Genomic DNA, 15,049 nt, shown 5'->3' with positions numbered 1-15,049 from the left:
TGGTTACGTCAAATCCCACGCCGTCATCCTCATCGGTAATAATATAATTTTCAATTTCCTCAACAATTGAATAATGATCTGACTAGGAGCGGTGTGTTTAATAGCATTATTTACATAAAGCCTTTTTAATACCGTTACCAACGGGACTATTCTATCGTGTTGACAAACATATATAGTTCGTGTTGGCGGCCGCACCGTTCAGAGAAAAAGAGGCATATGCTGGAAAGAAGACTGTCCCACGAGCCGAAAAATAATGAAGAGCACTTTTAAAATTTCCGTAATCTGGATCGCATAAAACAAAATTAAACTTGTCCACAAAATGATATAATGCGATCCGATGTGGGGGTAAGGCTAAATCCTACAAACATTGGTTAATATGTTATATTTTACAATGATTAATACCTTTTATATTTGAATACGAACGTAGAATATGATCCAAGTTAAAAGAGTTTTCCTATATAGACTAACAGGTAAGAAATCATCAGTTACTAGCAGCTTTCGATATTTAGTTTTTTTAACCCTGCTTTGTTTAGCGCACGCAGGGCGATCGCAAACGAAGCCTGTATTAAAAATAGATATCGACCAGAGTAACCGCAGAATCGCCGAAACAAATCAGACGGGGTATTTGTCCTGGAAGGTGAAGCCTGGTCAGACCGATAGTTTTACTGCTAGCGGGATCGAGATAACGTTTACTAAAATCAATTCCTCATCGGGTGAACTTGCATCCGAGTGGTATAAAACAGGAATGGGCTCGCCGAATTTTGCGCGTTTGATTTCTGACGGGTTGACATTAAAAGATGCAGCAGTGGGTGGGAGAATTGAAATGCGCATTAGCGGGCTGCCAGAAGGCGAAAACAGCATTTTGACTTATCACAACATTCCACATAGCCCAGAGGGAAATACATTTAGTCCAATTATTATATCGCATAATGGTAATCAGCAAAAAGTAATACCAAGTATACGCGCTTTAAAAAAAGTGGATGCTGCGGTGGCCTATACCCAGCTGACCGTTAAAAAGAATGAAGATGTAGTGCTCGTCTTTGAAGCTGGCGACCTCTCGGGCGTAGTGACAAGGGATTTAATAATTAACGGTATTGAAATTAACACCGCAGATCCAGCGAAATTAGCGCACTCATCGTACCCCAAAAATGCTGATGAGCATGTGGAAACGCAAAGTGATGGGATTACGCTAAGCTGGAAAGGTGCGCCAGGGGTTACCCGTCATGAATTATATGTCGGAACCGATTCACTCGCTGTAGCACAAGCTACCCCAGATTCACCAGAGTTTAAAGGATCGCAACAAGTGGATCACTTTGCGTTAAGTGATACATACAGCATGCTTACCTATTACTGGCGCGTCGATCAAGTTAGCGGGGCAGGGAAAACAAAAGGCGAGGTATGGTATTTCCGTCCTGCACAATTGGCATTCCCTCAGGCCGAAGGATACGGGCGCTATGCGCGCGGTGGTCGTGGTGGCGTGGTGGTCGTGGTGACAAACTTAAATGATAGCGGTCCGGGGAGTCTGCGCGAGGCGGTTGAAAAACGGGTAGGACCACGCACAATTGTGTTCAGCGTGTCGGGTGTTATCGAGCTTCAATCGCGCTTGGTACTTAGCGAACCTTATGTCCGCATTGCCGGGCAGACAGCGCCCGGCGGTGGGATCTGTATTCGAGGCAATCCATTTGGTTTTACCGGCAATGATGTAGTCGTGCAAAACCTGCGGGTGAGGCTAGGTGCTGGTAAGACGGCCGACGGGATGGGGCTAACGGGTGCTAATTATAGTATTGTTGATCACTGTTCAATTAGTTGGACGATCGATGAGGGGTTTAGCTCGCGCGGAGCCCATAATATCACGTTGCAGCGTACGATAATTTCTGAGGCTTTGAATTCAGCTGGACATACTAAATATGAAAAAGGTAAAATGCATGGATATGCAGCCAGTATTGGTGGCGATATCGGAAGTTTTCACCATAATCTCTTAGCACATTGTTACGGCAGGAACTGGAGCCTCGCCGGTGGTCTTAGTGGCGACGGCTTTTACACTGGGAAATTGGATCTTCGAAACAATGTCGTGTATAATTGGGGCGCTCGCGCCACAGACGGCGGCGCCCATGAAGTGAATTTTGTAAATAATTACTACAAACCAGGAGCAGGGACAAGCCAATTTTTCGCATTCATCGGCGATCACGAGAACGTGGGGAAAGGAATGCAGCGTTGTTACTTTCAAGGAAACGTAATGCCGGGGCATTTTGATGAACAAAGTCAAGAAAAAGGTCGGAAAGCGCGGTACACCAATGGCGATACCAGCTCGTATGAAACTTTTGTAAACCAACCGTTTTTTGATCCAAAAGTAAAAACGCATAGCGCACGCCTAGCTTACAAAGTAGTCCTATCTGATGTTGGCAACACGCAGCCTACGCTCGATAAGCACGATAAGCGAATCGTTCAAGAGACGTTAGACAGCACCTACTCCGCAAAAGGAAGTATCTCGGGTAAACCGGGCTTTCCCGATCATCAAGACGATGTCGGCGGATACGAACATTACCCTGAGGTTAAGCGCGAGGCTAATTGGGATAGTGATCACGATGGCCTTCCAGATTGGTGGGAGAAACTCAAAGGAACGAACCTCCATTCAGAAAAGGGCGACTTTTCGGATGCCAACCAAGATTCGGATCGTGACGGCTATACTGCATTAGACGATTACTTGCAGTGGATGTCGATGCCACATTATAGTGCTGATTTGGGTAAACAGATTGTCGTCGATTTGCGTGAGCTCGCACTCGGCTTTACGAGCGATCCTCAATTTCAAATAGAAAATATATTGAATGGTAATGTGGAGATCAACGGCAGTAAAGCTGTGTTTAACCCCGCAGGCGCTGGTATTGGTTCGTTTGATTTTATCGTATCCGATAGTCAAGGTGATAGCATGCGACGCACGGTTAACGTTTTGAGTGGGGCTGTATTGTAAGTTAGTTTTAGCTGTTTTGTTGAGGGGTTAATTCTTAATGTAGAAAAGCTCGTTATTTCCAACAATGCGCGAGGCACCATCACCCCGTATACCGACATGCGAGGTGCAGCAAAATGGATACCTAATTAAGAAATTAACAAATAGTTTGCAAACTATTTTCCGTTAAAAGCGTCAAACCTGAGCGGTGTTTGGCGCTTTTAGGAAGATCAGCACAAGTGATCGAATGCAATAAAAGTCTTGGAGCTCAAGGTTGGAAAAATAAATTGTTTTCAAAGTACTACTTACATTCCGTCACCTTAACGGATAAATTTTGGCTTTAATTGGTCATTTTATCACGCGACCGGCACTATTGTTGGCCGGTAATTAATCCGAAACAGTTGTCCCATTATTCCACTTGGGTTAAAAAATATGGTCGCCCACCAATTCCTATTTTTATCCTGAAAAAGATTATTGTGACTTTCCCCTAGGATCGCCGAGTATCGGGGACCGTAAGGACCATATATCATTCGTTTCAGCGACCACCACGTCGTATCTGTAGACTTTTTGATCGTTATTTTCTGCCGCCGGAAGGTAGGTGTATGTGCCAGTTGGGAGAGCGACAGACCACACGGTTTGCGACCGTTGGTCTTTTCCGTGATGTTTGGTTAACCACGTCCCCTCGATATAAGGTTCCTTCGAATATCGGGTTTTCTGAAACTCTCGAAACAGCTCTGCCACATCGCTCAAATCGTCATTCATATTTAATAAGCATTTAAAGTTTAATCGATCTGTGATTTCTGGTTTAAAACTGAACATTTACGCCGGCAGTAAAAGTGCGTGTCAACTGATAAGAATTGTAATCCGCACGCAAAATATTGCTACCAATGGCATTAACGGCGGGATACACACCCGAATATTTGGTGAATGTATGTAAGTTTTGCCCATTGATATAAACGGTGGCGGCCTTGATAATGTGATTCGCTGCCAGCGGAATGTCATAAGCAAGACGGACCGACTGAACGCGAAGATAGGAGGCATTCTGGACAGTTTTATTTGTCACATAGAGCGATCCCTGAACGTCAGCAGGCACAAATGAAGGGTATTCGACGCGTGCCTAATTTGTTTTTTCTAAAATCGGCTGGATAACAGGAGTTAAGCTACCGGTTAGCATTTAAGTACCTTTAGCACCTTCCAAATATGCCTCGATATATTAGATCTCCGGGTCAAACATTGGACTGTGCAGTGCTAAAATCGTCGACTTGTTACCATATTCCATTCACGATATACCCATAAGAGGAGCCCATTGACTCCTCGGGTTTTAAGGTATTGTAAAAAAACACCAGAAGAATTAAGCCTACAACTGTTTTCCCAGAGAAGGATGGGGCGTGCTATACGAACGGACAGATATTGACTCATAGAATGGGCAAATATAAAAAACAGTGAATTATCACTCCAAGACGAATTCTATGAATATGGGTCAGATTTGCTAGAAAATGAGAATCTGGCAGATGATAAAAAGGCCTACTTTCTACAGATTTTAGAGTAACTCAGGCAACAGCCTTTATTTCATAAACTGCTTGATCCGAGTCTCGCGCGAGAAAATGAAGTCCATTCGTATTGTTTATGACTTATTGTTATATTTATAACTTATACGGACTAACGCGTACGTTGTTTCTTTAAATCGCCTGAAACATATTTTTTACATTACAAAATGCTAACCAATGAAAAACAGGATTTTAAACGCGCTGGCAGCCGTTTTGGTGGCCTTAATACCGTTTCAAAATTACGCACAGAAAAGACCTAATATTGTGGTCGTGATGGCCGATGATCTGTGGTTTTCCGATCTTGGCTGTTATGGCGGCGAGATTCCGACACCCAATTTAGACAATTTAGCCAATGGCGGTATCCGTTTAACGAATTTCTATAATTACGTCTCGTTGCTGTCCTTCGAGGGCGGCCTTGCTGACAGGGGTGTATCCTCATCAAGCTGGGATTGGTCATATGACAAACGATCGAGGGAAACGGCACCCCGCATACAGGGGACATTTAAATAAGAAGACCGTTACTTTCGGAGAAGTGCTACATGAGACTGGTTATTTTACCGCAATGACCGGTAAATGGCACGTCGGGCAGCCAGCCGGCGTGATCCCTTCAAAACGCGGTTTCGACCGCTCTTTAAATGCACCGGCAGGTGGCTTTTATTATGGTGATCACCAGCGAGCACATCTTTTTTTAGACGGAATACGCCTGGACAATAATGATCCGGCATTACCCAAAGACTGGTACAGCACGGATCTATGGACGCAGTATGGTTTAAAGTTTATCGACGAAGCGATTGACGCTCATAAACCATTTCTATTATACCTTGCCCACAACGCTCCACACTTCCCCTTGCAGGCATCACATAAGGATATCGAAAAATTCAAAGGAAAATATTTAGAAGGCTGGGAAGAGCTCCGTAAAATAAGATACCAAAAGCAAAAGGCGCTTGGGTTGATAGATTCGTCATGGCAGCTACCACCATTTAACCCTAAAGTGCCCAAATGGGACTCACTGAGCGATGAGCAGAAAGAACGCTATGATCATATGATGGCTATCTATGCAGCAGTTGTCTCGCGGCTTGATGCAAGCATCGGAGATTTAGTACAAGGGTTAAAGCAGCGCGGGGTATTTGAAAATACGGTTATCCTGTTTATCTCGGACAATGGCGGTAACCCCGAGCCAGGCTTTTTGGGACATTATGAAGGCGTTAATCCTGGAGATTCGCAGTCTACAGTCTTTTTAGGGCAAGGGTGGGCAGAAGTCGGTTGCACACCATTTTGGGCTTATAAACACCACACGCATGAGGGAGGAATATCTTCGCCGGGAATAATTTCCTGGCCCGTGGGAATACCCCAAGTGCGTAAAGGGGGATTTGAAAGGCAACCGGCCCACATCACCGATATATTAGCAACCTTGGTTGATCTTGGGCAAGCAAGCTACCCGGCTCAGTATGCAGGACACGCCATTACTCCCACGGAGGGCACAAGTCTTGTTCCACTTATTCAAGGGAAACAGCTTCAACGCAAGCAGCCTATATTCTGGGAGCACGAAGGCAATAAGGCGGTACTGGATGGAAAATGGAAACTCGTTTCTGAATGGAAAGAGAGCTGGCAATTGTATGACGTGCAAAATGACAGAACAGAAATACAAAATGTAATAAATGTGCAGCCTGTGGTCGCAAAGCGTCTTATCGCTCAATACGAGAAATGGGCAGAGCGGGTGCAAGTTGAACCTTGGACTAGGGGAGTGGAGTGGTTTTATGATTATGAGAAAGCAAAAAAGGAAAATGGAAATGCGTCAAACTAAAAAACATATCGTAGTAGGTTGGTCGATTTTTTTACAAGCACTTCTAGCAGTACCGTCATTCGCACAAAGCCATGTAGCGAGTGCGAATGGAGATCGTGATAAACCGAATATCGTTATCATTATGGCCGACGACTTGGACAGCAAACAGCTCAGCTGTTATGGCGGACAGAATATACAAACACCGCATATTGACCGGCTTGCTCGGGAAGGGTTGAAATTTAATAACTTGATTGCCTCAGAAGCAATGTGTGTTCCCACGCGTGCTTCGTTATTCACGGGACTTTATCCTGCTCGACATGGCGCATACCAAAACCATAAACCGGTCTACAGTGGTTTGAAAAGTATAGCCCACTATCTGCAGGACCTGGGGTACCGAGTTGGACTCAGCGGGAAGGATCATGTTACCCGGCCCCAAAAAACGTTTCCCTTTCAAATTGTTCCCGGTTTCCAAAAGGACTGCGTGGCGAAAACGGACGATTATTTTTTAGATAGCATCGCACGCTTTGTTGATAACGATGATCCGTATTGCCTTTTTGTAATGAGCATCAATCCCCATGCACCATGGACGCTGGGCGATCCGTCCGAGTTTGATACGCAAAAATTAGTGCTACCCGCACATTGGGTCGATACCCAGCGCACCCGCGATCATTTTACAAAATATCTCGCAGAGGTGCGGAGGCTGGACGATCAAGTGGGGGACGTGTTAAAACTATTGGAAGAGATGGGGCAGTTAGAAAGCACGATCGTGATATTCCTAGGAGAACAGGGAGCTCAATTTCCGGGTGCAAAGTGGACGCTATATGATAGTGGACAGCACAGTTCGATGCTCATTCGCTGGGGATCAGCGATCGCGCCGGCAAGGCAAACGGATGCCATAGTCCAGTATGAAGATATTACACCTACGCTAATAGATATGGCGGGAGGGACGCCCATCAAGGGACTCGACGGACGCAGTTTTCTTCCGGTAATCAAAGGCCAACGTAAGTCTTTTCGGAAATTTGCTTTTGGCATCCACAATAATTTCCCGGAAGGACCGGCCTATCCAATAAGAAGCATTCGCAATGAGCGTTACAAATTGATTCTCAATTTAAATTCAGATAGCAGCTACTACATTAAGTATTTGATGAAGCCGAACGATCCGAACTTAGCATTTTCTTCGTGGTTGGAAAAGGCCGAGACTGATCCGCAAGCCAGATTTCTCAGCCAGCGAATTGCGAAACGGCCAGCTACAGAGTTCTACGATGTACAAAATGACCCTTATGAGCTTAAAAACCTCGCCAGTGATTCGCGTAAACAAAAGACTATAAAGGAGATGGAGAGTGCCCTTTTATCATGGATGAAGGGTCAGGGCGATGCAGGCATGGCGATGGATGTACCATTCAAAAGAAACTAGGGGACAGCACTTAGGGAACGCCGGTATACCGGCACGGTGCTTTTAAATTGGTTCTTCGCAAGCGAGAATTCAAATCAACTGATAGATTCATTTCTGAATACGGGATGATGCGTGTTTTATATCAAACAGTTAGATGACCTAAAAAGGATTTTAAAACATCTCTCGACAGTGAATTTTTTATTATTCGAAACTCGCATTATGTAATAATTTAGATCATATAGCCGAATAATCCATGGATTAGGGTTTGCTATTTGCACGTGTTGCTTAATATCCCTAGTTTTGCGCTGTATGAATAAAGCATTATCTAATAGCATAACATTTTTTTTGCGACACATTTCTGTGTTTGCAACAATGCTTTTGATGCTGTTAACATCGTGTTCTGTTAAGGCCAGTATTAAGACCATAGCTGGTAGTCCCGTACAAACAGAAAATAATACCGCAAAACGCAATCCGAATTTCTCCGTAAACACTATCGAAAGATGTGCAGAATTTGAAATGTCAGGTGCGCAGAATGTTCAAAAATTTTCATTTAATACAAACGATTTACTGCCCGTTGTTTTTTTTACGGCAGTATTATTTTTTCTGTTCAGCTTTCGCTCTGTCTGCAAAGAACATAGCCATCCACTGTATAGCGGTAGTACAAAAATCCGCAGTTCGATTCCACTCTTTTTGGAATATCGGAAACTCCTCATCCACTTCTCCCATTAATTCTTTTTCCTGTTGACCAAATAGGGCTTAATAGGCAGAATTTCTATTGTTTCCTTTATAAAAAAAACTTGAGGTCAATCATGACCTTGACAAAAATTGTACAGTAATATGATCAAACATATTTTGGCGATCACAATCTTGTGGTTTGCCGTTGCCGCCATATTTCCGTTATATGCACAGCAACTAGAAGAGAATACTTTGGGCAATCTATGGCCCAAAGTCGAAGAGAACTATCCGGGGATCGGTGTAAAAACGACTGCCATAGATGCCGCAAAGCTCAATGAGCTGGTAGTTAAAAGCAATATGCTCCCTCAAGTAAAAGCACAGGCACAGAACACTTATGGTACGTATGAAGGAAGTGCCGGAGCTTTTTTTCCGCAGGCAGGTTTTTTTAATGTGAACGGTTCGTCAATGGCTGTCCATGGTAGCTCTACCGCTGCGAATATCTTTGGTTCTGCCAATGCCGAATGGGAACTGTTTTCTTTCGGGAAGTTAGGCAAGCAAAACGAAGCTGCCCGAGCTTTATACGATAAATCGGTAAGTGAAAAAGAAGCGTATTTGCTCAATCTGAAGAAAACATTATCTGAGCGGTACATTGTGCTTTTATATTATGATGCCAAACTGAATTGGGCAGAAAAAAATGCCGAACGCTTGGATGATATTCGTAAAATAACTTCGAGATTGTCCGCATCAGGACTAAGACCCGCTGCCGACAGCCTGCTCGCCTCATCGTCCTATATACAGGCAATGGGCGAAAATGATAAGTGGAGTGGTTTTAAAAGTGCTTCAATGATCAAGCTGTTGGAACTCTACGCCGATGAAACCATTGATTATAGGGCATCTGCAGAAAGGTTCAGTAATCCATCCACTATTTATTTAAACTCCGAAAGCTTCATTAATTCCGCGCATCCAATTTTGGATGCGCTGGACAAACAGTCCGAATATTACACGTTAAGCGGTCAGGCACAGAAGCGAGGCACTTTACCGTCCGTGACCTTGTTGGCTGGCTATGCTTATCGTGGTACGGGTATCAGTCCGAACGGAACGGTGTCGGGAGAATGGAACGACGGTTTTAACAACACGACCAGTAATTTTCTTGCGGGTATCGGTATCACGTGGAATATCACCAGTCTGCACACCAACCGCCTGAAAGGCGAACAGCTTTTTAAAAAAGCCGAAAGTACAAAATTGCTCCAAACCCAATACGAACAGTCGATGCAGGCTGACTTATCCGCATCACATACCAAGATAAGGCAACAATACCAACAACTTCAGAAAACAAAGCTTGCTGTAACTCAGTCAGAAGATGCCTATGAAATGTATTTGGCACGATATAAAAGTGGTCTGATCGGACTGAGCGAACTCTTGCAGATTCGCATCTTGCTGGAGCAGTCAGAACATGCACATATCGAGGTCTCCCGTGATTATTGGGTTCTCCTTGCTGACGAAGCGGAACTGACTGCCGATTTCGGTTTTTTGTTTAACAAACTTTAAAAATTAACTATGAATCTGATAAGATTTGCGTTAAGAAGACCGATTGCGATTATGGTTGTCGTATTGGCAATTGGCTTCTTTTCCTATAACACCGTAAAAAAAATAAACGTAGATATATTTCCCGAAATGGAATTACCTGCAATGTACATTGCCATGCCATACGGAGGGCTTTCTCCAGCATATATGGACGGATTTATGGCGAATGAGTTTCAAAAAGTACTCCTGTTCGTGAGTGGTGTACAAAACATCGACTTTAAGAGCGTACAGGGACTGACCCTGATGAAATTGACCTTTTACCCGGGAACCGATATGGCGCAGGCTGCCGGAGAAGTTTCCACATCGGTGTCCAGAGCAATGGGCTTTCTGCCGCCCGGAGCAGTTCCTCCAATGGTGGTCAGGTTTGATGGAAGCTCGCTTCCTGTCGGACAGCTGGTCTTTGAAAGCGACCGACGTTCGGTAAACGAACTGCAAACATTGGCTATTACAAGGGTAAGGCCCATGTTTACAGAAATCCCGGGCATTACATCTCCGGCGCCTTTTGGTGGAAATATTCGTTCGATCGTTGTAAACATCGATCCTGAGGCAATGCAGGCGAATGGTTTAAGTCCAGAAGAAATTACGGTAGCTATTACCAAAAACAGTCTCCCATCTCCCGCAGGTAATATCCGCATCGGGGACGAGAACCTAATGGCCCCAATAAACTCCATTGTTAAGGGACCGGAAGAATTATTGAAAACCCCTATACAAACAAACGATAACCGGACCGTGTATGTGGGCGATGTAGCCCGTGTGGAAGACGGAGCCGATCAAACCGTGGGATACGCCCTGGTCAATGGGAAAAGATCGGTCTATCTACCGATTATTAAAAAGGCGGATGCGTCTACACTGGACGCTGTTGAAAACCTGAAAGCTTCCATACCAATGCTTAAAAATCAATTGCCCGAAGACGTACAAGTAAGCTATGAATTTGATCAATCATCCTACATCGAACGTGCACTATCCAATCTCATTCTGGAAGGTCTGTTAGGAGCTGTGTTTACGGGATTGGTCATATTTTTATTTTTGGGCGATACCCGTGCGGCAATTATAGTTATACTTACCATTCCCGTCGCGATTTTGTCGGCCGTTTCGGTATTGCACCTTTTAGGGCAAACCATTAATATTATGACCTTAAGCGGTCTGGCGTTATCCATTGGGATATTGGTTGATGAAGCCACTGTTACGATAGAAAATATTCACCAGCACATGGAGATGGGTAAATCCAAACCGCGAGCCATCATTGATGCGCTATATGAAATTTCAATTCCTAAGCTATTGATATTGCTTTGTATTCTGGCGGTGCTGACCCCTGCCTTTATTATGACAGGCATTCCGAAAGATATGTTTATGCCTCTGTCGATGGCGGTGGCATTTGCGATGATAGCATCTTTTATAGCCTCACAGACTTTTGTTCCGATTTTGGCAAACTGGATGATGAGGAACAAGCATAACCAAGAAGCCAAAATGCCAAGAAAACGTGCATTCTTTGAAAAATTCCGGATAAATTATTCTTACCGTATGCGTAAATGGTCGATGAAAGCCCTGCCGCTTTTTGCTGTGTATGTTTTAATTGCCGGAGGGGTTGTTGCATTATTACTGAATGTCGTTGGTACGGATGTCATGCCTGTTTCCAATAGCGGAGACTTTCAGATACGCATACAGGCGCCGCAAGGTAGCAGGATCGAAAAAACAGAACAAATTGTCAAAGATATAACCAACGATATCAAATTTGCACTCCCTGAGAACGGTCTGAATATCACTTCAGCTTTTGTAGGGATGCACCCAGCGGGTTCACCTATTAATCCCATTTTCCTTTTCAGTAACTCCTCCCATGAAGCGGTTTTACAGGTGTCTGTTAATCAAGAAGTTTATGAAGGCTCCATAGAAGACTTCAAAGAAGCCGTACGGGGAATGATAAACGAGAACCATCCCGAAGCCGCTTTTAATTTCGAGGCAATGGAACTGACCGAGAAAATTATGGGGCAGGGAGCGATGACACCCATCGAGGTCAAAGTCGGTTCCAGACAGGTCAAAGGTGCTTATGCACACGCATCCAAAATTGAGGCAAACCTGAAAGAAGTTCCCTATCTAAGGGACGTCCGCATTGCAGACCCCATTGACTACCCTACATTGGAAATAGAGGTAAACCGTGATCTTGCCGGTCAGTTCGGATTAACGATGCAAGATATTACCCGAAGCTTGGTTACTGCCACATCATCCACCCGTTTTACGGACAAGAATCTTTGGATAGATCCGGTATCGGGATTGGTGTTCCAGGTGCAGGTACAGATACCCGAAAGGATTATGCAATCCGAAGAAAGACTACGTTCATTACCCCTGAAAGCCGGAAGTCTCCGTCCGGTTCTTGACGACGTAGGGACCATAAAAAGAACAACAGCTCCTGCACAGGTTAATCGTAAAGGACCAAATCGTTATGTAACCGTTATCGCCAATGTGTATGGGAAAGATTTGGGAACTGCTTCCGCAGCCGTTAAACAGGCCATAATCGATGCAGGAGAACCGCCCCGTGGTACTACGGTCTGGACAGAGGGTACATTACAGTTATTGGACGATACATTGGGCAGTCTTTTAGTCGGCTTGGGCGTTGCTATTATCGCTATATTCCTGATGCTGTCCGCATATTACCAGTCCTTTAAAGTGCCATTGGTTATCCTATCGGTATTGCCTGCCGTGGTTGCAGGAAGTCTTACCCTGCTTTTTCTGACGGGAAGCACTTTGAATTTGCAATCCTATATGGGTATTATTATGTCGCTCGGTGTATCAGTATCGAATGCCGTATTGCTGGTCAATCAGGCAGAATACTACCGCAAGCAATTGGCACTTAAGTCTGCGAACGCATCACGTCTGGCAGCATCTTCCCGAATGAGACCTGTATTGATGACTTCTGCCGCGATGTTTGCCGGAATGTTGCCAATGGCATTAGGCCTAGGCGATGGTGGAGAACAGGTGGCACCGCTGGGTAGAGCCGTTATCGGTGGATTGATCGCTTCAACAGTGGCCATACTGCTATTGGTTCCGCATTTTTTCTCATCTATGATGTCAAGGACTTCGATCATTAGTCCGTCATTGGATCCGGATGACAACGAAAGCAGGCATTATGTTGAGCATTCAATTAAACAAACGATATCATAAACATTAAAACAATAAATACAATGTATCACTGCATTTCAATAAATAAAAAATCAATAAAATTAATGGTTACAGTAACCTCGTTGGTATTTGTACTTTCCGCCTGTTCGCAAAAAGCGAAGGAAAACGAACAACCGCAATCCGAGACGGCCAAATCGGTTCGTTACCCCACGGCTTCCGTACAGTTCATCAAACCCGAGTACGAAATTTCTGTCCCGGCCGAACTGAAACCCTATGAGCAGGTATCGGTGTATGCCAAGGTTAGTAGTTTTGTTCAGCAATTGTACGTGGACAGAGGTGACTACGTCCGTAAAGGACAGCTTTTGGCTATATTGGAGGCTCCCGAAATGGAACAACAATATCTTTCGAGCAAATCCTCAGAACAAAAAGTTTATAACGATTTCCTGTATGCAGAACAGGCGTACGGCAGGTTAGTCGACGCTTCCAAAACTACGGGAGCAGTCGCGGATATTGAACTCGACAGGGCAAAAGGTGCGATGGAAAGTGCCAAATCAGCTTACAATGCTTCCAAAGCAGGAACAGCACATTCTTCCCAGTTACTACAATACCTCCGTATTGTCGCCCCGTTTGACGGTGTTATTACGGAACGAAATGTCTCTTTAGGAGCATTGGCAGGAACAGGAAACAATACGCCTTTATTTATGATGGCGCAAGGGAACAAGCTGCGTTTAACCCTATCCTTACCCGAAAAATACGCATCATCCGTAAATAAAGATATGGAAGCGACGTTTACCGTCAGCTCACAGCCGGGCAAAATATTTGCTGCTAAACTTTCCCGCACATCGGGTTTGCTTGATCAGCAAGATCGCTCACTCACGCTGGAGTTTGATGTGGACAATTCGTCAGGGGAATTGCAAGGAGGAGATTATGCACAAGTGAAGCTAAAGTTACAGCGTAAAAGCCCGTCGCATTGGGTACAGAATAACAGTGTGCTGCACACACAATTGGGGACATTTGTGCTCACGCTCAATGACAATGAAATAAAACGGGTTGCCGTGAGAGAAGGTGTTCGTATCGATACGCTGACAGAAGTCTTTGGAAATCTTTCTCCCGAAGACCATATCATTCTCAAACCCTCCGAAGAAATTCAAGAAGGTAAATTGAACAATTAATAAATATTATGAAAAAGTATATAAAAATTAATTGCACTAATCTTTCTGTTGGTAATAATGGGAGTAACATATGGTTCAATACCTGGAAGCGGCATTGATGAAAATATGGACACTGGTAAGTACAGCAACGGCAAAGAGCCGTTACTGTCTAATATCCAACAAACACTGGTTTTTAATCTCAAAGATGAAAGTAGTAACAGCATTTCATTAAACTCGTTGAAAGGTAAGGCTGTATTTATTAATTTCTGGGCGACCTAGTGTCCGCCGTGTAGTTACTAAATGCCCTCAATTAACGACTTAATAAGATCATTGAAAGGCAATGAGAATATCGTGTTTTTGACGGTTGATGTGGACATTAAACGGAAAATCAGGAGCCTTTATGCAAGCGAACAATTATGATGTGCTTGTATATGTTCCTGCCAGAACTATCCCGTCAGATTTTCTTGGAGGAGCAATTCCTATTACAGTTGTTCTTGACAAAAGTGGAGTTATGATTGCCCGTATGGAGGATGGCAGGGATTATACCAATCCCGAAATACTCAGAGCGTTGAATGAATTGGGAGAAAGTAATTAAAGGAGATAATATTTTGAAAAAGAAAGAAGTTTCAAAGGAGAAATTATTTGCAAATAAGTTTAGGCAATACATCAGAAATAATGGCTTTACTAAATTGATGTTAATGGCTTGATACAGGTGTATCTCGAAGACCAACTCCATAATATAATCTATTAGAATAAGTCAACAGTTCTACCAACATTAAATTGGACAGCGTGTAAAACGGGCCTGTACGTCTTCAAACTAAATTAGACATATTAGGTTCAAACCTTAAGGAGAGTTTC

11 protein-coding genes are annotated in these 15,049 nt (G+C 44.0%); 9 read left to right on the top strand and 2 right to left on the bottom strand.

Annotated features, from left to right (window positions below):
- The first annotated feature begins 430 nt into the window (after window positions 1-430).
- Window positions 431-2,968 (top strand): pectate lyase, encoded by a 2,538-nt coding sequence (locus FM107_RS13245; protein WP_086948983.1) that lies wholly within the window; start codon window positions 431-433, stop codon window positions 2,966-2,968.
- Window positions 2,969-3,415: 447 nt separating this feature from the next.
- On the opposite strand, the gene FM107_RS13240 is transcribed toward FM107_RS13245, so the two are convergent.
- Together FM107_RS13240 and FM107_RS13235 are read right to left on the bottom strand one after the other, a co-directional pair.
- Window positions 3,416-3,706, bottom strand: a complete 291-nt coding sequence (locus FM107_RS13240) for a hypothetical protein (RefSeq protein WP_143559490.1) — start codon at window positions 3,704-3,706, stop codon at window positions 3,416-3,418.
- A 43-nt stretch (window positions 3,707-3,749) separates the two neighbouring features.
- On the bottom strand, window positions 3,750-4,037 hold the full coding sequence (locus tag FM107_RS13235) for a hypothetical protein (protein WP_143559489.1): 288 nt from the start codon (window positions 4,035-4,037) through the stop codon (window positions 3,750-3,752).
- 631 nt (window positions 4,038-4,668) lie between these two features.
- On the opposite strand from FM107_RS13235, the gene FM107_RS19740 reads away from it, so the two are divergent.
- From FM107_RS19740 to FM107_RS19730, 8 genes are all read left to right on the top strand, one after another.
- Window positions 4,669-5,001, top strand: coding sequence for a sulfatase-like hydrolase/transferase (locus FM107_RS19740; RefSeq protein ID WP_218778990.1), 333 nt, complete (start codon window positions 4,669-4,671; stop codon window positions 4,999-5,001).
- Window positions 4,919-6,295, top strand: coding sequence for a sulfatase-like hydrolase/transferase (locus FM107_RS13230; RefSeq protein ID WP_218778989.1), 1,377 nt, complete (start codon window positions 4,919-4,921; stop codon window positions 6,293-6,295). Before FM107_RS19740 ends, FM107_RS13230 begins: the two co-directional genes overlap by 83 nt.
- Window positions 6,282-7,688, top strand: a complete 1,407-nt coding sequence (locus FM107_RS13225; protein ID WP_086948997.1) for a sulfatase — start codon at window positions 6,282-6,284, stop codon at window positions 7,686-7,688. The genes FM107_RS13230 and FM107_RS13225 overlap by 14 nt, the downstream gene beginning before the upstream one ends.
- Window positions 7,689-8,504: 816 nt before the next feature.
- Window positions 8,505-9,890 (top strand): TolC family protein, encoded by a 1,386-nt coding sequence (locus FM107_RS13215; RefSeq protein WP_086948979.1) that lies wholly within the window; start codon window positions 8,505-8,507, stop codon window positions 9,888-9,890.
- A 9-nt stretch (window positions 9,891-9,899) separates the two neighbouring features.
- Window positions 9,900-13,082, top strand: coding sequence for an efflux RND transporter permease subunit (locus FM107_RS13210; RefSeq protein WP_086948978.1), 3,183 nt, complete (start codon window positions 9,900-9,902; stop codon window positions 13,080-13,082).
- A gap of 62 nt (window positions 13,083-13,144) precedes the next feature.
- On the top strand, window positions 13,145-14,212 hold the full coding sequence (locus tag FM107_RS13205) for an efflux RND transporter periplasmic adaptor subunit (protein WP_256959531.1): 1,068 nt from the start codon (window positions 13,145-13,147) through the stop codon (window positions 14,210-14,212).
- 57 nt (window positions 14,213-14,269) lie between these two features.
- A complete protein-coding gene (locus tag FM107_RS19735) occupies window positions 14,270-14,470 on the top strand; it encodes a hypothetical protein (protein WP_218778988.1) in 201 nt (66 codons plus the stop codon).
- An 88-nt stretch (window positions 14,471-14,558) separates the two neighbouring features.
- Window positions 14,559-14,786, top strand: coding sequence for a hypothetical protein (locus FM107_RS19730; protein WP_218778987.1), 228 nt, complete (start codon window positions 14,559-14,561; stop codon window positions 14,784-14,786).
- Window positions 14,787-15,049 lie beyond the last annotated feature (263 nt).

Source organism: Sphingobacterium sp. JB170 (assembly GCF_900163865.1).
Classification (GTDB): domain Bacteria; phylum Bacteroidota; class Bacteroidia; order Sphingobacteriales; family Sphingobacteriaceae; genus Sphingobacterium.
Note: the sequence above shows the minus strand (reverse complement) of the source record. Positions and strands in the feature narration are given on the sequence as shown.

Bases quoted from the DNA above. Each gene is read 5' to 3' on its own strand.
- FM107_RS13245 (WP_086948983.1), top strand. From the start codon at position 431: ATGATCCAAGTTAAAAGAGTTTTCCTATATAGACTAACAGGTAAGAAA.
- FM107_RS13240 (WP_143559490.1), bottom strand. From the start codon at position 3,706: ATGAATGACGATTTGAGCGATGTGGCAGAGCTGTTTCGAGAGTTTCAG.
- FM107_RS19740 (WP_218778990.1), top strand. From the start codon at position 4,669: ATGAAAAACAGGATTTTAAACGCGCTGGCAGCCGTTTTGGTGGCCTTA.
- FM107_RS13225 (WP_086948997.1), top strand. From the start codon at position 6,282: ATGCGTCAAACTAAAAAACATATCGTAGTAGGTTGGTCGATTTTTTTA.
- FM107_RS13215 (WP_086948979.1), top strand. From the start codon at position 8,505: ATGATCAAACATATTTTGGCGATCACAATCTTGTGGTTTGCCGTTGCC.
- FM107_RS13210 (WP_086948978.1), top strand. From the start codon at position 9,900: ATGAATCTGATAAGATTTGCGTTAAGAAGACCGATTGCGATTATGGTT.
- FM107_RS13205 (WP_256959531.1), top strand. From the start codon at position 13,145: ATGGTTACAGTAACCTCGTTGGTATTTGTACTTTCCGCCTGTTCGCAA.
- FM107_RS19735 (WP_218778988.1), top strand. From the start codon at position 14,270: ATGGGAGTAACATATGGTTCAATACCTGGAAGCGGCATTGATGAAAAT.
- FM107_RS19730 (WP_218778987.1), top strand. From the start codon at position 14,559: ATGTGGACATTAAACGGAAAATCAGGAGCCTTTATGCAAGCGAACAAT.